The sequence below is a fragment of the Wylensekiella montiformis genome (assembly GCF_009697385.1).
Taxonomy (GTDB): domain Bacteria; phylum Bacillota; class Negativicutes; order Selenomonadales; family Selenomonadaceae; genus Selenomonas_A; species Selenomonas_A montiformis.
Genome location: NZ_VUNL01000012.1, coordinates 48,771 through 70,490 on the forward strand (window position 1 = coordinate 48,771; position 21,720 = coordinate 70,490).

A 21,720-nucleotide genomic window follows, 5' to 3' on the forward strand; every position below is an offset into this window, starting at 1 on the left:
GCTGGATTTTTCCTACATAATATATAGTACCAAAGTCCTGTTTTTGTGTCAATTTTCAGATCAGCGCAGCAAATAACGTGAGACTTATTCAGCACCCCTTCGCATCGGATAAAATAAGACGGCAGGAACCCGCGGCGCGGGTTCCTGCCGTCTTGGAGATTCCTCAGAGGAATCACAGGGTCATATTGAGCAGATTGCCGATGAGGTTGGCCTGTACGGACGCGTGGAGAACCCGCGGGTCCGTGTAAGCGGAAGCGGTCGTCAGCTGTTTGCCGAACATGTTCTTCATCGACGGGAACACGCGGTCCTGCTGGCGGATGGCAAAATCTGCGTGATCTTCCGCTTTGCCGGCCAGACCGCTGCTGCCCAGCGCGTTTTGAACCCGGCTGCCGTTTTCGACGAGAGCCTTGGCAAGAGTATCCTCCTGAACAGACAGTGCGCCCGTCTTGCCGTCGACCTGAATACCGGCCTTGGCGTAAACATCCGCGCGGTAGGTCGTGTCGGAGAACGCCGAGGAGAGCCGGCTCATGCGCTTGCCGATGCTGCTGTACCCGCTGGTGAGATCCAGCGCGTCATTGTAATCGGAGACAAGCTCTTTGACATTGGCGATGGCCTGCTTCAGCGAATCGCTGTATGTCTTGCTGCCGTCGGATTCCGTGCGAATATCGCTGCTGCTGAAGCTGTAATTCATCCCTGATACCGTCTGCGCGGACTGCTTGAGATCGTTCATGACAGAAGAATACTGCGTCCGGAACGTGCTTTTCGTCTCATTGTACGAGTTTACCAGCGCAGCGGAACTCGTCCGCAGATCCGATATGGCGCTGAGATTCATCAGCCCGGAGGACGAAGACGTGGATGACGTATAAGCCGACCAGAGATTCGTCAGATTCTCCTGTGCCGTGTTCTTCCGGCTCGTGCTGTGTGCTCCGGAAAACGCCTGAACGAGATTGCTCAGTGCGGAGATGTTATCGGCCGCGGCCGAGTAGCGGTCTGTGCTGCCGGATGCGGCCGTGCTGTCGGATGCGGTTTTTGACGACTGGTCCGATGCACTGCCGGCTGAAGAAGCGCCGGATGCCATCCGGTACATGGTATACGTATTGCGGGCCAGTGAAGAAATTGTGGTCATGACTATCCCTCCTTTCCTGAAAATGTGGAGTTTGCAGCAAATACTCCCTATAAGATATATCGGCGAAATCAGGCCGGGGGATAAGTTTTTTTCCGCCGGACGCGTTCAATCTATAACAATAAGTACGATTTATTTATAATAACACGAACAATAAATTTAAAACAATGGATGGCTTTTCTGAAAATATTTATTTTGACCGGAACCGGTGGAAATTGTTTTACTTATAGAAACAAAACGTGTAGAATAAGAACTAGCAAAGGGAACCTTTTCCCTGTTCCACAAAGGCCGCGGACAGCCGCCGCAGCGACGCCGGGAGACCGGAGGCGGGCTGTCCGATCATTATGGAGTAACAGAATAGGTGGGGATTTCAAACATGTTAAAAAAGACGAAAATCATCTGCACGCAGGGACCTGCAACGGAGAAACCGGGAGTAGTCGATGCGCTCATCGAGAACGGCATGAACTGCGCCCGCTTTAATTTCTCTCATGGCGATCATGCGGAGCATCTCGGCCGCATCAACATGGTGCGTGAGGCGGCGAAGCGCGCCGGCAAAGTCATCTCGCTGATCCTTGACACGAAGGGACCGGAGATGCGCCTTGGCGAGTTCCGCGACGGCAAGGTCATGCTGGAAAAGGGAAAGCCGTTCACGCTGACCTACGAGGACATTCCGGGCGATGAAACGCATGTATCCATTAACCACAAAGGACTCTATACGGAAGTCAAGCCGGGTGATACCCTGCTGCTTTCTGATGGTCTTGTCGCGCTGAAAGTCGACGAGATTCGCGGCAAGGACATCCTGACGACGATCCAGAACAGCGGCAAGATGAGCACGAAGAAGCGCGTTGCCGCTCCGGGCGTATCGCTCGGCCTGCCGCCGATCTCGGAGCAGGACGCAAAGGACATCGTCTTTGGCTGCGAGCAGGATATGGACTTTGTCGCAGCATCGTTTATCCAGCGTCCCGAGGACGTTCTGGCCATTCGCAAGCTGATCGAGGAGCACAACGGCCACATGGAGATTCTGCCGAAGATCGAAAACCTCGAAGGCGTCAAAAACTTCGACGAGATTCTCGCGGTATCGGACGGAATCATGGTAGCCCGCGGCGATCTTGGCGTAGAAGTTCCGGCTGAGGACGTGCCGCTGATCCAGAAGGAGATCATCCGCAAATGCAATCAGGCGGGCAAGCCGGTCATTGTCGCGACGCAGATGCTGGAGTCCATGACGACCAACCCGCGCCCGACGCGCGCCGAAGTCTCCGATGTCGGCAATGCGATCCTTGACGGCACGGATGCGATCATGCTGTCCGGCGAAACGGCACAGGGTGATTATCCGGTTGAAGCTGTTTCCACAATGAACCGCATCGCTCAGCGTATCGAGGCTTCGCTGGAATATAAGAACCTCTTTGTCGAGCGCGGCTTCGAGCACCTCAAGAGCCGCACGCGCGCCGTCGCCCATGCGACGGTACAGATGGCGTACGAGCTGGATGTTCCGGCCATCATCACGCCGACCGACAGCGGCTACACGACGAAAATCGTTTCGCGCTACCGTCCGAAAGCGGCGATCGTCGCTTACACGCCGCATGAAAAGGTCGTCCGCCAGCTGAATCTCCGCTGGGGCGTCTATCCGGTCCTCGGCACGTCCTGGAACGACGTCGACGAAATGGTCAACAATGCGGCGTCGGCAGCCGTCAAGGGCGGCTTCGTCAAGCGCGGCGACATGACGATCATCACGTCCGGCATGAAGCTCCAGAGCAAGACGACCGTCGGCAACAATACGAACATGATCCGCGTATACACGATCTGATCCGTCAGGAGCAGGCGTTTATCCGATTACCACAGGGGGATGTGAAAGCACATCTTCCGAAAGAACGAAGGAGGCCCGCTGACTCGAAAGAGCCAGCGGGCCTCCTTTTTCGATTGCCGCGGTTCAGTTCTTTTGCTGCAGTGCCTTCCACAGCACCGACGAGTTCATACCGTCTCCGTGACGTTCGAACGCTTCCTGCATCTTTTGACCCAGTCCCACCGTACTCAGGAGGACATCCTCCGCTTTTGCCTGCAGCAGGAAGAAATCCTCTTCCAGCAGGGCAAAGCTGGTGGTCCGGTCGGCGTCCAGCCTGTTCAAAAGCTTAACCTCCCGTTTCACATGTCGTCGGTCTTGCAGGACCGCATTATCATTATATCGTTTAGAAACCGGTTTGGCAACAGAAACAGGAGAGGTTCAGCGGACGAAATCGCCGCTTTTCCCGCCGCTTTTCCTGTCGAGGTGGATGGACTGAATCTCCATGCGCTTATCGATGGCCTTGCACATGTCGTAGATCGTGAGCAGGGCGACGCTGACGGCATGCAGGGCCTCCATCTCGACGCCCGTCTGTCCGGTCACTTTGACCGTGGCCTGCGCTTCGACTGCGGACTCGGCAGGCAGCATCCGGAACTCGATGCGGCAGGTTGAGATCGGGAGCGGGTGGCAGAGCGGGATGACGCTGCTGGTCGCCTTTGCGGCCATGATGCCCGCAATTCGCGCGACGCCGAGCACATCGCCCTTTTTGGCCGTACCCTGCTCGATGGCCTCGTAGACGGCGCGGCTGACCGCGATGCGGCCGCTGGCCGTGGCGGTGCGGCTCGTTTCATGCTTGCCGCTGACATCGACCATGACGGCCTGTCCTTTTTCGTCGAAATGGGTGAACCCGGTTTGTTTTTCCATATCCTGACATCCTTTCTGTCGCCGTGTGGCAACGGACGAAATCTTCCTTTTCTCACTTTATATTATAGGGAAATACGAAAAAAGGCAACGGATTGGCGGAGCTGCGGCGGAAAACTTTCGGACGAAGCGCATTTATGTTATAATCAAATTATTCGTTCTGGGAAGATGAATGAGGGATGAGAGGCTCTTCTTACGGGAGAGTCTTAGGAAACAAAGGAGGGGACGATTGTGGATCATATGACTATCCGCAATAAGTTGTTCCTTGTATTCGGGCTGCTTATTGCCATTTTTGTGGCAAACGGGCTGTATACGGGGTATAGCTTGAATCGCATCAACAATGGTGCGCTGCGCATCGCGACGGAGCATCTGTCGAGCGTGATGACCGGCGCGGAGAGCAGCCGGACGCTTTCGGATTATCGTCAGGGCGAGTACGCGGTGCTCACGGCGACGACGCTGCCGAACCGCATCCATGCGGCGCAGGAAACGAAGAAAAAAGCCGATCAGCTGGATATTGCCTTTGACGCGATGGATGCTTTCGTGGCGCCGGAGGTTCGGGAGGACTTCGATGCGCTGCGCGGCGACTGGGAATCGTATAAAAAGAATTCCCGGGAGGTTATCCATCTGGCCAAGGACGGCAAGCAGACCGAAGCGGCCGTGCTGCTTGACCAGTCCGGCAGCCGGTATGCCGACATGACGAACCGGCTCAACCGCGTCGTCGACAGCAGCAAGGACTTCATTCATAAGGAGAGTATGGCAGCATCGGCCAAATACGAGCAAACGAAGTGGACGCTGATCGTCTGCATCCTGCTGGTCGTCGTGCTGTCCGGCGGGATGGCATTTTATCTGAGCTCCGGCATCATGAAATCCGTGCGCTATCTCATGGACGTTTCCCGGGAAGTCGCCGGGGGAAATCTGACGGTCGAAGCCGTGCCGAAAACGCAGGATGAATTCGGCGAGCTCACTGCGGCGTACGGCGACACCATCCGGAACCTGCGCACGCTCATCGAGCATATTCAGAAAACGGCCGCCGAGGTATCTTCCTTTGCGGCGCAGCTGACCGAAAATGCCAGCCAGTCCGCGCAGGCGACGCAGCAGGTCGCCGTGTCCATCACGAACGTAGCCGGCAATACAAGCCAGCAGGGCGAGGCCGTCAGTCAGTCCCTGAGCGATATTCAGAACATGTCCGACAGCATGCACGGCTTTCAGGATAAAGCGACGGTATCGGCTGAGGCCGCACGCCGCGTCGAGGAGATCGCCGGACGGGGCAAAACCGCCATCGACGGAGCCGTCGGACAGATGGCGGAGATCGCGGACTCCGTGACCGATTCGGCAGAGGTGATCCGCAAACTCGCGGACCGCTCGACGGAGATCGGGCAGATTTCCGTCACGATCTCGGGGATTGCCGAGCAGACGAACCTGCTCTCCCTCAACGCGGCCATCGAAGCGGCCCGCGCCGGTGAAGCCGGACGCGGCTTCTCGGTCGTCGCGGAAGAGGTGCGGAAGCTCGCCGAAGAATCCGACACGGCGGCGCAGAAGATCGCGGAGCTCATCCGCACGATCCGTCAGGATACGGAGCAGGCCGTAGAGCGCATGGAAAAAGGAACCGCGGACGTACAGAGTGGACGGGAAGTCATGGCCGAGGCGGGCGAAGCCTTTGAACATATTTCCGAAGCCGTGACCGATCTGACCGCACAGGCCGATACGATCCTGCAGGAAGCCCGCGAATCCACCGGGCGGGCCGAATCGCTGGTAAAGGTCATGGAAGGCATCGACAAATCCGGACGCGACGTCGCTGCGGAAACCGAATCCGTATCGGCTGCGACGGAGGAACAGTCGGCCTCTATGGATGAGGTGGCCGGCGCCAGCCGGAAGCTGTCCGATCTGGCGCAGGAATTGTCATCATCCACGGCGAAGTTCCGGATTTGAGGAGGTCAGATCATGAAAAAATGTATCACATGGTTCAGTCTGGCCGCATTGGCCGCCGTTTTGCTTCTGCTGGCGGGATGCGGCGGCAGCGGCGGTGCGGAGAAAAGCGTCGCGGTTTCGTTTGCCAATTCTTCTTCCAGCTGGCAGAAAAACGGGCAGACCATTCAGGAGATGCTGGAAAAAGAAGGCTTCACCGTCGATCTGCAGTTTGCCGATACCGCCGACCAGCAGATTGAACAGATAAAAAAACAGATTGCGGCCCATCCGAAATGTCTGGTGATCGGCGCTGTCGACAGCGAGGCACTGACCGATGTTCTCGCGGAAGCCAAAGAGAAGAAAATTCCCGTGATTGCTTACGACCGCCTGATTATGAACACCGATGCGGTATCGTATTATGCGGCCTTTGACAACGAAGCCGTCGGCGAGGCCATGGGCGACTACATCGAAGCCGCGCTGAATCTCAAAAGTGGCGCAGGCCCGTTTCGCATGGAAGTCTTTGCCGGAGATCCCGCCGACAACAATGCGCATCTGTTCTTCTCCGGGGCGATGGACGTTCTGCAGCCCTATATCGACAAGGGACAGCTGATTATCCCTTCCGGTGAACAATCCTTTGAACAGGTCAATACGAAGGGTTGGGAGCCGAAACGCGCCGGTGAGCGCATGACCCGCTTGCTGAACGGCCCCGATGCGGGACAGCATCTGGATGTGATCCTCTCGCCGAACGACGGCATAGCCGGCGGTATCCGCGAGGCGCTGGCCGCGGGCGGCTACACCTCGATGCCGCTTTTGACCGGGCAGGATGCGGAAAGCAAGGCGCTTGAGGCGATCCGCGGCGGGCAGCAGACGATCACCATCTACAAAGATCCGGAACTGCTCGTGGCCAAGTCTGTCCGCATGATTAAAGCGGTGGTCGAGGGAACCCAGCCGGACATCAACGACGTCAAATCCTACAACAACGGCGTCATCACCGTACCGGCCTACCTCTGCACGCCGCTGATTATCGACAAAAACAACATCGGCGAAGTCCGGTAATCATACAGAAATAAGACTGCGTCAGGCAGCAAAAGACATCCCCCGGGAACCGTTACAGGCTCCCGGGGGATGTCTTTTCGGAAAGAAGATATGCGCTTCGCTTTGCCATTCCCGGCAAAATAGCTTTTCCCCCTAAGGGGGGAGATGGGTGAGCAGAGCAACCCGAATCGGCATGAAGGCTCAGGGGCTTTTTGGCGTCTGATTACTGGTCGATCATGATGCGGATGATTTCCTTGTCGGTTTCCTTCATGCCGATTCGGCCCAGCCGGCTGATGTTGCGGATGGTGTTTTCCACGCCTTTGCGGACAAGACCGTCGCCGTCGTAGAATTGCTGACCGTTGCGGTACATTTCAAATCCGAGGATTCCCGCATCTACGGCTGCGGAGATTTTCGCCGCGCAGGAGGCTTTTGCTCCGTCGCAGACCATTCCGGATGTGATGGCCAGCGCATTGACGATGGTGTGGACGACGGCATCGTAGCCGCCGCCGTGGAGCCAGGCGATGCCGGCGCCGGCCCCGGCTCCGGCGCTGACTGCTCCGCAGTAGGCAGACAGGCGGCCGATGCCTTCTTTTTCGTGGAGCGTCACGAGGTTGGAGAGGAGCAGGGCGCGATAGAGCTGTTCTTTGGAGGCGTGCAGCTCTTTGGCGTATTCGATGACCGGCAGGGAAACGGTCATGCCCTGATTGCCGCTGCCGGAGTTGATGACGACGGGCATTTCGCATCCGTTCATGCGGGCGTCTGATCCCGCGGCAGCCCGTGCGCGGGCCCGGATCCGGATATCGGCGCCGTAGGCTTTGAGCAGGACTTTGCCGATGTTGGCGCCGTAGTCGCGGCGGAGTCCTTCGTCGGCGATGGCTGTGTTGCAGGCGATCTGACGGTCGAGGATTTCCCGGACATCCTCGAGGTCGGCGGTTTCGGCAAAGTCGTAGATGTCGGCGATGGTCATGCAGTCGTAGTCCGGCTGGCTGTCGCCGGACGGCGTTTCGATTTCTTTTTGAAACAGCAGACTGCCGTTTCGTGCGATCCGGACAATGTTGGTATGTTCGCCGGCTATCTGCACTTCGGCGGTATCGGCGCCATGTTCTGCCCGGATGCGGATGTCGAGAACGTGTTCGGTTTCCGCCGCTTCGACCCGGACGTCGGTCCGGGCAAGATAGCCGCGAAGCTGTTCCTTTTCGGCGGCAGATACCTGAGCGAGAACCTGAAGGCCGGCCGTTTCATCGCCGGCCAGCGCGCCGATGGCCGCCGCCGCTTCGATGCCCTTGCAGCCGTTGGTATTCGGGACGATGACGCTCTTTACATTTTTGATGATGTTGCCGCTGGCCGCGATGACGATGCGGTCCGGCAGCTCGCCCAGTACGGCTCTTGCTTTTGCGGCGCCGTAAGCGATGGCGATTGGTTCAGTGCAGCCCATGGCCGGGATGAGTTCGCGGCGCAGGATTTCCAGATAGGTCTGATAAGTCGGACAGTTTTTGTTCAAAAAAATTCCCCTTTTCCTGTTGGATTCACGAAATTAGTCATGATATGATTATACTTCGATTGAAGCATCCGTGCAATCCGAAAGAAAAGGGGAAACGGTCCCAGTCCGTCAGGCAATCAGATCCTGCAAAAGATCCGGCAGCTGCAGGGGGAGGATGTTCTCGTCGACGTCCTCCTGCAGGCGGAGCAGGAGCTGCTGGATGATGAGATAGTGACGGAACATTTCCGGCTGGATGTCCTGATGTCGCAGAATATGGCGCCGCAATTTCTGTTTGGAGCGGTGCAGCGCATTGTCCACGCTTTTGACCGAAACGCCGGTGTCGGTCGCGATGGCCTGATAGGATCGGCCGCAGATATAGCACAGGAAGATGCGCAGGTCGAAAGGGGTGAGTTCCTTTTCGACGATGCTGCGGCAGTACCCGTAATCTTCCTTCATGAGCAGACAGTATTCCGGATTGATGGTTTCATCCGCGCTGCTCAGAATATCCATCAGGGTGTAGTCCCGGCCACTGCCGGCGATCGAGTTGTCCAGAGAATACGCCTGATTCAGCGGCTGGTGCTTCAGACGCTGCATGGTTTTCAATGCGGTGATGAACTGGCAGCGCACGCAGCGCTGGGCAAATATGGCGAACGGGATTCCATGATCCGGATTGTAGTCCCGGACGGCCTTGAAAAAGCCGATTCGTCCTTCCTGAAACAGATCTTCCTGACTGATGGAACAGGAATTATACCAGCGCGTCTGTCCCGCGATCATTTTCTGGTAGCGTGCGAACAAAAAAGCCAGCAGGCGGTCGTCCTTGTCCTGCTGGTAACACCGGACCAGTTCCTCATCCTTGGCCGAAGCCATCCCATCGTATTGCTTCAAAATACGGGCCTCCCCTTTTTCCTGTGATTTCCCTTTTATCCGTCCCGTTTTAGACAAATTTATCTTAACATAGCTTTTATGTATTGACAATACGACTATCTTCCTGAATTATTTACCGTTTTTTTTTGTCGCAGTGACAGCCATTTGGGCGGGATTTTCTTATGGATTTTTAATAAATGATCGCTGCATGGGACAGAGAACTTTTTTATAAGATATCCTCATTTAGGCAAAAAGTCCTAAATTTGTTTTCGCCGGCAACAATTTTTCAAGAGAAATCGGGGCTTTTTTTGGGGAGGGGGCTTGCGAAATGCGGGTATAGAGGGTAATATCATAAGAAGAAGCAACATGTGTTCGTTAATAATCGGGGGGAGGCAGTCAGATGGGCGGCAGGTATGATGATGCGCTGAGAAAAAAGTTATCGGGCCAAAAGAAGCTGACGCAGCTGTGGACTGCGGCGCTGGGGCGGGATGCGGAGCCGTATTCGTATGTTTTGACTCCGCCGTATCCGTTTTCGTCATGGAACCGCCACTTCCGGGAGATGATGGACTGGGCGTCGTTCTGGCGGCAGCCGGGCGCATGCTGGACGGTGGAGACGCAGACGAAGCGGACGCAGGGCGGGGGACGGCAGCATGATATGCCGGTGCGCGTGCGGTTTGCTTCGGCGAAGACGGTGCTTCGTTATCTGGGCATGGGCCGGATGCTGGATTGGTTCCGGCCGGTTTACGATGCGATTGCCGGGAAATATCCGGCTTTGTCTGCGGTTTGCCTGCATTATCGGGAGAATCTGCTGACCGAGGCTGGGCTGGCAGAGAATATGATGCGGCTGGCAGGTTATTTTCAGGGCGCGTACAAAACGGACTGCTATCTGCGCGAGATCGATATTCCCGGCGTGGATACGAAGTTTATGGAGAATCATCGGGAACTGACGGCCTCGATCTTTCAGGCGCTTCATCCGGAGCTTTCGTGCGGCAGTTTCCGGTCGTTTTGCATGGCCCTGCGGATTCGGGAGAAGGCACCGGAGCCGAATATCTATATCCGGTCATTGGATCCGGAGCTGACATTTGGCGGTATGTCCGGGGCAAAGGTGACGGGGGAGCAACTGGCAAAGCTGGCTGTCCCGGCTCGTCAGGTTTTTGTCGTGGAAAACAAGATCAATGGGATGGTTTTTCCTTCCGTTCCCGGCAGTCTGGTTTTGTTCGGGGCCGGCAATGGCATCGTCCCGGAGCTTGCGGCTGCGCCATGGCTGCAGCGGATCCAAAGGCTTTGGTATTGGGGCGATTTGGATCGGGAAGGCTTTGCGATTCTGGCGCGGTTCCGCGGGAAATATCCGCAGGTTCGCTCGTTTCTCATGAGCCGGGAGCTTTTGGCGCGGTATGCGGATTTTCTGGTGGAGGATACGAGCGCTCCGGGAGCGATGCCGGATGGGCTGACGCCGGCGGAGCAGGCGTGCTGGCAGGCGCTGGATGGTGCGGGAAGACTGGAGCAGGAGCGGATTCCGATGCGCGAGGTGACGGAGTTTTTGCGCCGGAATGCGGAGGAAGAGGATATGCGGCGAAGGGAGGGCTGAGGATGGAGCGGCTGGTCATGCATGTGGATATGGATGCGTTTTTCGCTTCGGTGGAGCAGCTGGATCATGAGGCATACCGCGGAAAGCCGGTGATCGTCGGCGGGATGGCGGGGCGCGGCGTCGTGTCTACCTGCTCGTATGAGGCGCGGCGGTATGGCGTCCATTCGGCGATGCCGATGGTGCGCGCGCAGCGGCTCTGTCCGCAGGGTATCTTTGTGTCGGGGAATTATTCCCGTTACGCGGAGGTTTCGGCGGAAATCTTTTCGATTTTCGCGCGGTATTCGCCGGTGGTGGAGCCGCTGTCCATCGATGAGGCGTTTTTGGACCTTTCCGGGATGGAGCATATCATGGGGGAGCCGCTGGATTATGCGGTCCGCCTGAAAAAGGAGATTCGGGAGCGGACCGGGATCGTGGCGTCCGCCGGGATTGCGCCGAATAAGTTTCTGGCTAAGCTGGCTTCGGATTTGGATAAGCCTGATGGACTGGTCCGCATTACGCCGGAGAATCTGCGGGAGGTGCTGGATCCCCTGCCCGTCGGGCGCATCTGGGGCGTGGGACAGAAGACGGAGGCGCTGCTGCAGAAAACAGGGATCCGGACGATCGGCCAGCTTCGCGGCGCGCCGCGGGAGAAGCTGGTTCGCCTTTTTGGGGGAAATCTGGCGGATCATCTGCTGGCACTGGCACATGGACAGGATGACCGGCCGGTCGCTCCGCGCGGCCCGGCGAAATCCATCGGCAGGGAGACGACCTTTACCGAGGACCTGCAGACGGCCGATGACGCGCAGCGCGCGCTGCTGGATCTTTCCTGCCGCGTCGGCTGGCGGCTGCGCAGGGCCGGCGTAAAGGGGCGGACGATTCAGCTGAAACTGCGCCAGTCGCCGTGGTTCAATACGTATACGCGGAGCCGGACGCTGCCGGACGGAACCTGCTATGATGAGGAGATTTACCATACGGTGTGGGATTTGTTTCGCGAGCTGCATATTTACCGGCGCATCCGCCTGCTGGGGGTGTCGGTTTCCGGATTTGGCGAGAGCGGGGAGATGTCCCTGTTTTCCGATGAGGCGAAGAAAGAGCAGCTTTATGCGGCGGTGGACCGGATCCGCCAGCGCTTCGGCGAACAGGGGGTTACCAAGGCACGGCTTCTGCAAGGTTCGCCGGGTAAGAAAAATCGGTGAGAAAAATCATATACAAAAGTTATTCTTCGTGTATAATAGAATAAAAGAATGTAACGAAGAACTCCGAGCAAAAATGCCTGTGGCTGCGGCTATGGCATTGCGCCGGGGCTCCGGGGGAAACGCCGGAACCTTCTGTTTGGAAAAGGGGTATCTCTGAATCAAGAGGCGAAGACTACCCTTTTTGCTGCGGCGGAGGGTAGTCTTTTTTGTTGGAATGGCTGAAATGTAGATGGATATGGAACCCTGAAACGCGGGGGCGGAGAGATGCCGGCGAATCTTTCCTGCGGGTTCGGGGACAGGATGGAGGCAGAAAACCATGAAGGAAATCCGAACGGTCGATGCGGCAGGGCAGATCCTTTGTCATGATATTACCCGGATTATCCGCGGCGTGACGAAGGACGCTGTTTTCCGCAAGGGGCATGTGATTACGGAGGAGGATATTCCCGTGCTGCTGTCGGTGGGCAAGGATCATATCTTTGTCTGGGAAAACGATCCATCGAAGCTGCATGAGAATGAGGCGGCACGGATCCTGCAGAGCCTTTGCCAGAACGATTATATGGAAGCATCGGAGCCAAAAGAGGGAAAAATCGAGCTGCGGGCCACGGTGGACGGCGTGTTTCAGGTGGATGAGGAGCGGTTTGACGCGGTCAATGGGATCGACGAGGTGACGATCGCGACGTTGCCGCAGAATATGCCGGTGCGGGCCGGGACGAAGCTGGCCGGTATGCGTGTGATCCCGCTGGTCATCGATAAGGAAAAGATGGAGCAGGTCCGGCAGGCGGCGGGAGACCGGCCGCTGCTCCGCCTGAGGCCCTACCGGAAAAACGTCCGGGTTGGCGTGGTGACGACGGGGACGGAGGTTTTCGAGGGGCGCATCAAAGATACCTTTACGCCAGTCCTCGCCGATAAGCTAAAGGCGTTCGGACTGAGTATCGAGGAGCACCGCCTGACGGATGATGTGACGGAGCATACGTCAGGCGCCGTCCGCGAGCTGGTGCGCCTTGGGATGGATGTGATTCTCTGTACGGGCGGGATGAGCGTGGATCCGGACGACCGCACACCGGCCGCGATCCGCGATGCCGGCGCAGAGATCGTGACGTATGGCGCGCCCGTGCTCCCGGGAGCAATGTTCCTGCTGGGGTATATCCGTCAGGATGATCGGACGGTCGCCGTCATGGGCCTGCCGGGATGCGTGATGTACAATGACCGGACGATTTTTGACCTCGTTCTGCCGCGTGTGATTGCAGGCGAGATGCTCACCCGCCGCGAGATTCGCCGTTTCGGTATCGGCGGCCTTTGCATGGGCTGCAGGGTATGCCATTATCCGGTCTGCGGGTTTCAGCATTGAGCGGCTGTGCGCCTGAGACGGTGAAGAGGAGGGCAAGTATGCAGGATATTTCTTTGGAACAGGCCGTAGAGGTTCTGCTCGAACAGGTCGGTCCGATTCGCGGGACGGAGCAGGTTCCGCTGATGGAGGCGCTGGGGCGCACGCTGGCGGAGGATTTTTCGGCGCCGTTTGATAATCCTCCGTTTGACCGGTCCCCACTGGACGGCTATACGTTTGATTCGCGGGCCGTGGCGTCGGCCACGCCGCAGGCGCCGGCCCGGCTGCGCATCATCGGCGAGGAATGTGCCGGACAGTTCTTTGACCGGTCGGTTCCCCGGGGCTGTGCGGTCCGCATTATGACCGGCGGGGCGATTCCGTCCGGCTGCGATTGCGTCGTCCGGCAGGAGGACGTTGCGGCGGAGGGGGATACGCTGTCGGTTCCGCTGGCGCTGCATCATCTGGAAAATTACTGCTTTGCGGGGGAGGACATCCGCCGGGGGACGATGCTGATGCGCGGCGGGACAAAGATTACGGCCGCGCATCTCGCGGTGCTGGCCAGCATGGGCTGTGACCGGGTGAATGTCATCCGGCCGGTGCGCATCGCTCTGGCCAGTACGGGTGATGAGCTGCTGCAGCCCGGCGAGCCGCTGCAGCCCGGCAGGATTTACAACAGCAACCTGTATCTGCTGGCCGGACGGCTGCGGGAAATGGGCTTCGCGCCGAAGATTTTGGGTATCCTTCCCGATGATTGCGCGGAAGCGGCACGCGCCGTTCAGGCGGAGCTTGATCAGAGCGATCTGATCCTTACGACGGGCGGTGTGTCCGTCGGCAAAAAGGACATCATGCACGGCGTAGTCCGTCAGATCGGCCGACGGCTGTTCTGGCGCGTCTGCATGAAGCCGGGCGCGCCGGCCATCGCGTATACGGCGGACGAAACGCTGGGCATCGCGCTTTCGGGGAATCCATTTGCTGCCTGCGCGACCTTCGAGCTTTTGGTGCGGCCGGTCCTGGCGAAGCTAAGCGGCCGGGACGAGCTTTTTGTGCGCCGCGTGCAGGCGGTGCTGACGAATGGATTCTCCAAGCCGAGTCCGGGGCGCCGTTTTATTCGGGCCTATTATGAGGCGGGAAAGGTGCGGATCCCGGAGCAGCATGCGTCCGGAAGCCTGTTCTCCGCCGTGGGCTGCAACGCCTTTGTGGAGATTCCGGCCGGCACCGGCCCGCTGGAGCCGGGAACGAAGGTCGGCGTGGTACTGCTCTGAGCCGGATGAAGGAAAGAAAGGGTCACGTTATGCTGGATCAATTTGAGCGAAATATCGAATATGTGCGGATCTCTCTGACGGACCGCTGCAATCTCCGCTGCCGGTACTGTATGCCGGAATCCGGCGTGGAGAAACTGCGCCATGAGGATATCCTGACCTTTGATGAAATTCTTCAGGTGGTTCGCGCGCTGGCAGCGCTGGGGGTTCGAAAGGTCCGTCTGACGGGCGGCGAGCCGCTGGTTCGCCGGGGACTTGCGGATCTGGTTCGCAGGATTCGTCAGGTGCCGGGCATCCGTCAGATCGCGCTTACGACAAACGGCGTGCTGCTGCCGGAACTGGCGGAGCCTTTGGTCCGGGCCGGAGTGGACGAGGTGAACATCAGTCTGGATACACTGGATCCTGAGGTATTTGCCGCGATCACCCGCAGACCGGCGCTGCCGCAGGTGCTGCGCGGCATCGACTGCCTGCGGCGGGCCGGCATGAAGGAGATCAAGTTGAACTGCGTGCCGATACGCGGCGTCAACGAAGCCGGACTCATGGATCTGGTGCGCCTGGCAAGGGAACGCAGTCTGAAGGTGCGCTTTATCGAGCTGATGCCGATTGGCTGCGCCCGCCATGCCGGCTTCAGCGGAATCGCGATGGAAGAGGTGCGCCGCAGGATTGAGCGGGAGTTCGGCCCGCTTCGCCCCGCGCCGCTTCGCCGGACGTCGGTCTGCGGCCCGGCCGTTTATTATTGCCTTCCGGGCTTTGCGGGGCAGGTCGGCTTTATCGATGCCATCGAGCATAAATTTTGTTCCTCCTGCAACCGTATCCGGCTGACGGCGGAAGGCTATTTGAAGCTCTGTCTGAATGCGAAGGACGGCCTTGACCTGCGCCGTCTGCTGCGCAGCGGAATCCGTGAGGAAAACCTGAGGCTGGCGATACGTCAGGCGGTCTGTCATAAGCCGGAGGAGCATTTTTTTCAGAAGAAGGACAATCAGGCCCGGGATCATCGGGCCATGTATCAGGTAGGAGGCTGAGCGAATGGGAACGATTCAGGCGCTTTGTGTCAGTGAGAAAAAAGGGACGCTGAAAAAGCCGGTTCATCGGGCGTTGTTCCGGACCGAGTGGGGGATTGTCGGCGATGCGCACGCCGGAAACTGGCATCGTCAGGTCAGTTTTCTCGGACAGGAGGAGATTGAGGCGTTCCGTCGGCGCGGTGCCGATGTGCGGTTCGGCTCCTTTGGGGAGAATATTGCCGCGGACGGATTCTGTTTTCGCGAGCTTCCCGTGGGATCCCGCCTGCGGTGCGGAGAGGTTTGGTTTGAGATCACGCAGATCGGCAAGGAGTGCCATAAGAGCTGCGCGATCCGGCAGCAGGTCGGCGACTGCATCATGCCGCGCGAGGGCGTTTTTGCCCGTGTGCTGCATGGAGGATGGATTACCGTTGGCGATACGCTGACTCTGGCGGACGGAGAAGCGATGCCGCTGGATGCAGCCGTTATTACGGCCAGCGACAAGGGAAGCCGCGGCGAGCGCATCGATCAGAGCGGACCGAAGGTCCGGGCCATGCTGGAAGAGGCGGGATATCTCGTGTCCGATCTGGTCGTGCTTCCGGATGAGCGGGAGGATATCGAGCATAAGCTGCGGGAATACGCTGACCGGGGAATCGGACTGATCGTCACGACCGGCGGTACCGGCTTTTCGGTTCGGGATGTGACGCCGGAGGCTACGCTGGCCGTCTGCGACCGGCTGGCGCCGGGGATTCCCGAGGCGATGCGCGCGCTGTCCATGCAGGTGACGCACCGCGCGATGCTGAGCCGCGCGCAGGCGGGAATCTGCAAGCGCTCCCTGATTGTGAATCTGCCCGGCAGCGTCAAGGCGGTCGGGGAATGTCTCGGCTTTGTCCTGCCGGAGCTAAAGCACGGCATTGCGATTTTGCGGGGCGATGCCGGCGAGTGCGGCAGATCCTGAGCGAAAGGACTGCGGCGGGGAGGGATGCGCTTTGGATATTTCATCGCTGAGCCTGCTGATCGTGGCGGGCGGCAGGAGTTCCCGGATGGGGAAGGACAAACGCTGGCTGGAGCTGGACGGCGTGCCGATGCTGGAATGGATGCTGCGCAAGGCTGCGCGCCGGCCGTTCGCCCGTCGGTATCTTTGCTGCGGCGCCGCGTCGCCGGAGCTGGAGGAGCTGGCCGGGCGCTATGGCGCCGTTTTGGTGGAAGATGAACGGGAGGGCTGCGGCCCTATGGAAGGGCTGCGCTGCGGCCTCAGGGCGATGCCTACGGAATACGCCGCGGCGGTTTCCTGTGACATGCCGTTCTTTGTCTTTCCGGTACTGCAGCCGCTGCTGTCCTGTCTGCCGGCGGGCGGGGAGACGGGGCCGCTGGCGGTCCTGCCGGAGTCCGGCGCCCGTCTGCAGCCGCTGGCGGCCTTGTACCATCGGAGCATGGCCGCGGCCTTTGAGGAGGCTCTGGCCGCCGGGGTGCGCAGGCTGGGCGGGGTGATTGAGCCGCTTCCGCATCATACGGTGCCGTTGAGCCGCCCCGAATGTTTTTTCAATGTCAACGATCCGGCCGGTTTGCGGCTGGCCCGCGGGCGGATGGCCAATATGCGGCGCCCCGTGCCGTTTCTTACGATTTCTGCACCGGTTTCCGGGACGGGAAAGACTACCTTTATCGAGCGGCTGATTCCCCTTCTGCGGGAGGAAGGGCTTCACGTCGGCGTAGTGAAGGGTGACTGCCACGGCTACGATGTCGATACTGAGGGAAAGGACAGCTGGCGGTTTCGGCAGGCTGGCGCGGAGAGCGTGGCGGTGGTGTCGCCGCATGGCTATTTCATCGAACGGGCCACACCTGCGCGCGCTTCGCTGCTGTCTGTGGCGAATCAGCTGGAAGGAACGGACCTGGTTCTGCTGGAAAGCCGCAGTCACGGCTGCGCGCCGAAGATTTCCCTGTGGCGCGGCCGCGGCGGACTGCTGGCGGATGAAGATACGGCGGCATGGTTTACCCGTGTGCCGCAGCCTGACGATACCGTGGCGCAGTATGATCTCGACGATATGGAGGCCGCAAAGCGTCTGACCCTTTTCCTGATGGGACGGGAAGGTGCCGGACTGCCGCTCTGAGATGGTTTGCCCGTTTTTTGAACGTGGCAAAAATCAGATAATGATAAAATTAACATGGATTATAACCGGCCTTTGGCCGGTTTTTTTGTCGTTTGCAGAAGGAGAAACTTCTTGTTAGAATGGAGGCGTGAAAGCAAAAGCACAGCAGGACAGGAGGCAGGCGCATGAAGCCTAGAGAGCAGGAGTTGGTCGATTTTCCCGTTATCCGCTACGAAGCCGCGGCGGGAAAGTTTGTGGCCAATCATAAGTACACGTCCATAGAGTGTTATCTGGATATTTATCTCAATGACCGGAAGCTTACGACATCCTTTTGTTCGCCCGGCGATCATGAGGACCTCGTGACAGGCATTCTGGCGCAGATGGGACAGATTCGGCGGGCGGAGGACGTCGTAGAGCTGCGCATCGACGAAACGGCTTTGGAAGCGCGGGTCAGGACTACGCCGGCGGCTCAGGCATGGGCGCAAGAATCGGCCAAGGACCCGCGCTACTACCGCGCCCGTCAGATCCTTGACTGCGATCCGTCCCGAATCTTCGAGCGGCCGCGCGACGTCCGGTTTCGGGCGGAGGATATCCTGTCCTGTGCGGATAAGCTGCTGTCTGAGCTGGCTGCCACGCATGAAAAGACCAACGGCGTTCACAGCGGCGTGATTTTTGATCAGAAGCGGAAGGAGATTTTGGTCTTCCGCGAGGATATCGGACGCCACAATGTCTTTGACAAGCTGTATGGCTGGGCGCTGCGGAACGCTGTGGACATCACGGACAAGATCATTGTGTTCAGCGGGCGCTGCTCCTCGGAGATGATGCTGAAGCTCGGGCGGATGGGGATCAGCGCGGTAGCTGCCAAATCGGTGCCGACGACGCTTTCCCTGAAGCTGGCGGAAAAGCTCGGCATCACGCTGGTCGCCAGAATGGCGCCGGGGAGCTTTTGCATCTATACGAATCCGCAGCGCATCGTACTGGCATGATCCGCTGAAATTTTCCGATACTTTTTTTGCATAAAATCATAAACCGATTCTATTGCCCGGCAGGTCAGGCGGATTCCCCGGAGGCCTCATACGGTTTTTCGGGAAATCCGCCGGCCCGGCGCGGCGTCGGTTTGTGTTTTTATAGATCTGTCTATTTTTAGGAGACTGAAGGAGGAAGCTTTGATGGATTTGAGCAGACGTGACTTCTTGAAAGCCACAGGTCTCAGCGGCGTCGGCCTTGCGCTGGCCAGTCTGGGACTCGATATGCCGAAAGTCCGGGCTGCCGCAAGGGAATTCAAACTGAAAGGGGCGAGAGAGTTTACCTCGATCTGCCATTTCTGCGCCTGCGGCTGCGGGGTGATCGGCTATGTAAAGGAAGGCAAACTCATCAACCTCGAAGGGGCGGCAGATAGTCCGGTGAACCGCGGTGCGCTTTGCAGCAAGGGACTGGGCTACGGCCAGATACCGAATGCGGAAAACCGCGGCAAAACGCCGCTTTACCGTGCGCCGGGCAGCGATCACTGGGAAGAGATCAGCTGGGAAGAAGCGATTGACCGGGCGGCGCATGCCATGAAGAATGCCCGGGAAAAGGGCTGGAAGCAGACGGAGACGATCGACGGCGAGACCGTTGAGGTGCGCCGGACCGACGGCCTGTCCTTTATCGGCGGTTCTCAGATCAACAATGAGGAATGCTATCAGAATATCAAGATGGCCCGCGCGCTCGGCGTGGTCTATATCGACAATCAGACGCGCGTCTGCCATGCCAATACGCCGCCGGCCATGGGCGCGGCGTTCGGGCGCGGCGCGATGACGAATCCCTGGGGGGATCTCAAGAATACGCAGCTGGTCTGGATTGAAGGATCGAATCTGGCGGAATGTCATCCGATGGGGCTTAAAAATGTCATGGCGGCCCGTGAGGATCATGGCACGCGCATTGTGCATGTCGATGTACGCTATACGCGCACTTCGAAGATCGCCGATGATTATTTCCAGCTTCGTCCGGGCACGGATATCGTGTTCCTCGGCTATATCATTTCGCAGATGCTGGAAACGGGCAAGTTCAACCGGGACTATGTCCTGCGGAATACGAACGGCGCCTGCCTGCTCCGCGATGACTATCACTTTGAGGACGGCCTGTTCTCCGGCTATGACGAAGCCGCGAAGAGCTACGACATGGAAACCTGGGGCTACGCGCTCGGGGCGGACGGCAAGCCGCAGAAGGCAGATGACCTGTTCGCGCCTAATACGGTCCTCACCCGTCTGAAAGAGCACTATAGCCGTTATACGCTCGACATGGTCACGAACATCACCGGCATGCCGGCCGAGGATGTCAAGCGCGCGGCGCAGATCTGGCTGGACAACGACAAACCGGCTGTCATGATGTATGCGCTGGGCATGACGCAGCATACGGTCGGCGTTCAGAACATTCGCTGCTTTACGATTATGCAGCTTTTGAAGGGGAACATCGGCATATCGGGCGGCGGCATCGATGCGATGCGCGGTCAGCCGAACGTTCAGGCATCGACCGATTTTGGCATCGAGTTCAATATGCAGCCGGGCTATCTTGTGGCTCCGACGCATAAGACCAATACGCTGGCCAAATGGACCAAGGCATACGGCACGTTCCGCCGCAAGTGGTATGTCAATATGACAAAAGCATGGTTCGGCGAACATGCCACGGCAGAAAACGACTTCGGGTTCAATTACGGTGCAATCCGTAACGGACATCATCCGGACTCGATTTATGCCATTTTTGAGGATGCGTACCGCGGAACCATGCACGCCCTGTATCTCTGCGGACAGAATCCGCAGGTCACGAACGCCAACGCCGGACTGGTTCATGACGGCCTGGCTAAGATGGATTCGCTGATCGTGCAGGATATTTTCGTCAATGAGACGGCGGAGTTCTGGAACCGTCCCGGCGACAATCCGGCGGATATCCAGACCGAGGTCATTTATCTGCCGGCCTGCTCCTATCTGGAGCGCGAGGGCTCTATTACGAACTCGATGCGCCTGATCCAGTGGCGCATGAAGGGGCCGGACCCGGTCGGCAGCTCCAAGCCGGACTATGAGATCAACAATCTGCTTTGGCGCCGGATCGTCGAACTCTACAAGGATTCGGGCGATCCGAAGGACGATCCGATCCGGTTCATGACCTGGGATTATTCGGACGATCATACTGTCGAGGATATCATGAAGGAAATCAGCGGGCGCGACACGGCGACCGGCGCGCTGGTCAACGGCATCGGCGAGCTGAAAGACAATGGCGAGACGAGCTCCGGTATGTGGATTTATGCTGGTTATTACGGCCGCGAGGGCAATATGACGGCCCGGCGCGGGCAGGAGGATCCGGGAAACATCGGCATTTATCCGAAGTTTGCCTGGGCATGGCCGGACAATATCCATATCCTGTACAACCGCGCGTCCTGTCTGGCGGACGGGAGTCCTGCCGATCCCGAGCATCCGGTCGTCTGGTGGGACCGCGCTGCCGGAAAGTGGACCGGCTACGATGTGCCGGATGTCGGCAACCGCCTCCATGGCCCCGATACGCCGGACGGTCAGAAGCCGTTCCGCATGAACGGGGAGGGAATCGCCCGGATCTATGCGGCTCCGTATCAGGACAAAAATCCCGACGGCACGACGCGGGATGCCTCGAGTACGCCGGTCGACGGCCCGATTCCCGAGTTTTACGAGCCATGCGAGAGCCCGACGCACAACGCTCTGCATGAGAACAAGAATGCGCAGCAAAATCCCTGCCTGATTTATCCGCGCCTGCCGGAAAAACAGCCGGTCGGCACGCCGGATCAGTTCCCCTATGTACTCTGCAGCTCCGGAATCGCGGAGCACTGGTGCTCCGGTACGGTCACGCGCAATATCCCCTGGCTCAATGAGCTGGTCAAGGAGCCGTTCGTGGAGATCAGCGAGCAGCTTGCCGGGAAACTGGGCATTAAAGCCGGCGACAAGGTAAAAGTCAGCTCGGCCCGGAGCGAGGTCGTAGTCAAGGCGATGGTCACCAAGCGCGCCCGGCCGCTCATGGTCAACGGACAGGAGACGCATATGGTCTGGATGCCGTACAGCTGGGGCTTCAAGGGACTGTCTACCGGCCCGAGTACGAACTATCTGACCATTGACGCATTGGACCCGAATACGCAGGAGCAGGAATTTAAGGCCTGTCTGGTCAATCTTGCCAAGGCATGA

General features: G+C 58.6%; 17 protein-coding genes and 1 riboswitch. Of the genes, 12 read left to right on the plus strand and 5 right to left on the minus strand.

Annotation, left to right across the window (positions count from 1 at the left end; genetic code table 11):
* Positions 1-172: 172 nt before the first annotated feature.
* Positions 173-1,126, minus strand: a complete 954-nt coding sequence (locus tag FYJ78_RS10470) for a hypothetical protein (RefSeq protein ID WP_154621328.1) — start codon at positions 1,124-1,126, stop codon at positions 173-175.
* Between the two features lie 373 nt (positions 1,127-1,499).
* Here FYJ78_RS10470 and pyk point away from each other — a divergent pair, with 373 nt between their 5' ends.
* On the plus strand, positions 1,500-2,927 hold the full coding sequence (gene pyk / locus FYJ78_RS10475; protein WP_154621329.1) for a pyruvate kinase: 1,428 nt from the start codon (positions 1,500-1,502) through the stop codon (positions 2,925-2,927).
* 123 nt (positions 2,928-3,050) lie between these two features.
* On the opposite strand, the gene FYJ78_RS10480 is transcribed toward pyk, so the two are convergent.
* The gene (locus FYJ78_RS10480) at positions 3,051-3,245 is read right to left on the minus strand and encodes a hypothetical protein (protein WP_154621330.1); all 195 of its coding nucleotides are present in this window, start codon (positions 3,243-3,245) and stop codon (positions 3,051-3,053) included.
* A 96-nt stretch (positions 3,246-3,341) separates the two neighbouring features.
* Entirely contained in the window at positions 3,342-3,824 is a 483-nt protein-coding gene (gene moaC / locus FYJ78_RS10485; protein WP_154621331.1) for a cyclic pyranopterin monophosphate synthase MoaC, read from the minus strand.
* A gap of 237 nt (positions 3,825-4,061) precedes the next feature.
* Here moaC and FYJ78_RS10490 point away from each other — a divergent pair, with 237 nt between their 5' ends.
* Positions 4,062-5,750 (plus strand): methyl-accepting chemotaxis protein, encoded by a 1,689-nt coding sequence (locus FYJ78_RS10490; protein WP_235900010.1) that lies wholly within the window; start codon positions 4,062-4,064, stop codon positions 5,748-5,750.
* 12 nt (positions 5,751-5,762) lie between these two features.
* On the plus strand, positions 5,763-6,782 hold the full coding sequence (locus FYJ78_RS10495) for a substrate-binding domain-containing protein (RefSeq protein WP_154621333.1): 1,020 nt from the start codon (positions 5,763-5,765) through the stop codon (positions 6,780-6,782).
* A gap of 202 nt (positions 6,783-6,984) precedes the next feature.
* Here FYJ78_RS10495 and FYJ78_RS10500 read toward each other — a convergent pair whose 3' ends face one another.
* Complete coding sequence (locus FYJ78_RS10500; protein ID WP_235900007.1) at positions 6,985-8,262, minus strand: L-cysteine desulfidase family protein; 1,278 nt, start codon at positions 8,260-8,262, stop codon at positions 6,985-6,987.
* 108 nt (positions 8,263-8,370) lie between these two features.
* Positions 8,371-9,126, minus strand: a complete 756-nt coding sequence (locus FYJ78_RS10505; protein ID WP_154621334.1) for a sigma-70 family RNA polymerase sigma factor — start codon at positions 9,124-9,126, stop codon at positions 8,371-8,373.
* Between the two features lie 379 nt (positions 9,127-9,505).
* Here FYJ78_RS10505 and FYJ78_RS10510 point away from each other — a divergent pair, with 379 nt between their 5' ends.
* The 9 genes from FYJ78_RS10510 to fdnG all read left to right on the plus strand — a co-directional run bounded on the left by FYJ78_RS10510 (position 9,506) and on the right by fdnG (position 21,720).
* Positions 9,506-10,693, plus strand: a complete 1,188-nt coding sequence (locus tag FYJ78_RS10510) for a Wadjet anti-phage system protein JetD domain-containing protein (protein WP_154621335.1) — start codon at positions 9,506-9,508, stop codon at positions 10,691-10,693.
* A 2-nt stretch (positions 10,694-10,695) separates the two neighbouring features.
* Positions 10,696-11,868 carry a DNA polymerase IV gene (locus FYJ78_RS10515; protein WP_154621336.1) on the plus strand — a complete coding sequence of 391 codons (1,173 nt, stop codon included), beginning with the start codon at positions 10,696-10,698 and terminating at the stop codon, positions 11,866-11,868.
* A gap of 49 nt (positions 11,869-11,917) precedes the next feature.
* A riboswitch (molybdenum cofactor riboswitch) is annotated at positions 11,918-12,032 on the plus strand.
* Positions 12,033-12,184: 152 nt separating this feature from the next.
* Positions 12,185-13,216, plus strand: coding sequence for a molybdopterin-binding protein (locus FYJ78_RS10520; RefSeq protein WP_154621337.1), 1,032 nt, complete (start codon positions 12,185-12,187; stop codon positions 13,214-13,216).
* Between the two features lie 38 nt (positions 13,217-13,254).
* Positions 13,255-14,454: a molybdopterin molybdotransferase MoeA gene (locus FYJ78_RS10525; protein ID WP_154621338.1), complete on the plus strand. Its 1,200-nt coding sequence runs from the start codon at positions 13,255-13,257 to the stop codon at positions 14,452-14,454.
* Between the two features lie 29 nt (positions 14,455-14,483).
* Positions 14,484-15,473, plus strand: a complete 990-nt coding sequence (gene moaA / locus FYJ78_RS10530; protein WP_154621339.1) for a GTP 3',8-cyclase MoaA — start codon at positions 14,484-14,486, stop codon at positions 15,471-15,473.
* Positions 15,474-15,477: 4 nt separating this feature from the next.
* Entirely contained in the window at positions 15,478-16,407 is a 930-nt protein-coding gene (locus tag FYJ78_RS10535; RefSeq protein WP_154621340.1) for an MOSC domain-containing protein, read from the plus strand.
* Between the two features lie 31 nt (positions 16,408-16,438).
* A complete protein-coding gene (gene mobB / locus FYJ78_RS10540; protein WP_154621341.1) occupies positions 16,439-17,557 on the plus strand; it encodes a molybdopterin-guanine dinucleotide biosynthesis protein B in 1,119 nt (372 codons plus the stop codon).
* Positions 17,558-17,721: 164 nt separating this feature from the next.
* The gene (locus FYJ78_RS10545) at positions 17,722-18,522 is read left to right on the plus strand and encodes a formate dehydrogenase accessory sulfurtransferase FdhD (protein WP_154621342.1); all 801 of its coding nucleotides are present in this window, start codon (positions 17,722-17,724) and stop codon (positions 18,520-18,522) included.
* A gap of 183 nt (positions 18,523-18,705) precedes the next feature.
* Positions 18,706-21,720: a formate dehydrogenase-N subunit alpha gene (gene fdnG, locus FYJ78_RS10550; protein ID WP_154621343.1), complete on the plus strand. Its 3,015-nt coding sequence runs from the start codon at positions 18,706-18,708 to the stop codon at positions 21,718-21,720.

Bases quoted from the DNA above. Each gene is read 5' to 3' on its own strand.
- FYJ78_RS10470 (WP_154621328.1), bottom strand. From the start codon at position 1,126: ATGACCACAATTTCTTCACTGGCCCGCAATACGTATACCATGTACCGG.
- FYJ78_RS10510 (WP_154621335.1), top strand. From the start codon at position 9,506: ATGGGCGGCAGGTATGATGATGCGCTGAGAAAAAAGTTATCGGGCCAA.
- fdnG (WP_154621343.1), top strand. From the start codon at position 18,706: ATGGATTTGAGCAGACGTGACTTCTTGAAAGCCACAGGTCTCAGCGGC.
- FYJ78_RS10495 (WP_154621333.1), top strand. From the start codon at position 5,763: ATGAAAAAATGTATCACATGGTTCAGTCTGGCCGCATTGGCCGCCGTT.
- pyk (WP_154621329.1), top strand. From the start codon at position 1,500: ATGTTAAAAAAGACGAAAATCATCTGCACGCAGGGACCTGCAACGGAG.
- FYJ78_RS10535 (WP_154621340.1), top strand. From the start codon at position 15,478: ATGGGAACGATTCAGGCGCTTTGTGTCAGTGAGAAAAAAGGGACGCTG.
- moaA (WP_154621339.1), top strand. From the start codon at position 14,484: ATGCTGGATCAATTTGAGCGAAATATCGAATATGTGCGGATCTCTCTG.
- FYJ78_RS10545 (WP_154621342.1), top strand. From the start codon at position 17,722: ATGAAGCCTAGAGAGCAGGAGTTGGTCGATTTTCCCGTTATCCGCTAC.
- FYJ78_RS10525 (WP_154621338.1), top strand. From the start codon at position 13,255: ATGCAGGATATTTCTTTGGAACAGGCCGTAGAGGTTCTGCTCGAACAG.
- moaC (WP_154621331.1), bottom strand. From the start codon at position 3,824: ATGGAAAAACAAACCGGGTTCACCCATTTCGACGAAAAAGGACAGGCC.
- FYJ78_RS10490 (WP_235900010.1), top strand. From the start codon at position 4,062: ATGACTATCCGCAATAAGTTGTTCCTTGTATTCGGGCTGCTTATTGCC.
- FYJ78_RS10515 (WP_154621336.1), top strand. From the start codon at position 10,696: ATGGAGCGGCTGGTCATGCATGTGGATATGGATGCGTTTTTCGCTTCG.
- FYJ78_RS10520 (WP_154621337.1), top strand. From the start codon at position 12,185: ATGAAGGAAATCCGAACGGTCGATGCGGCAGGGCAGATCCTTTGTCAT.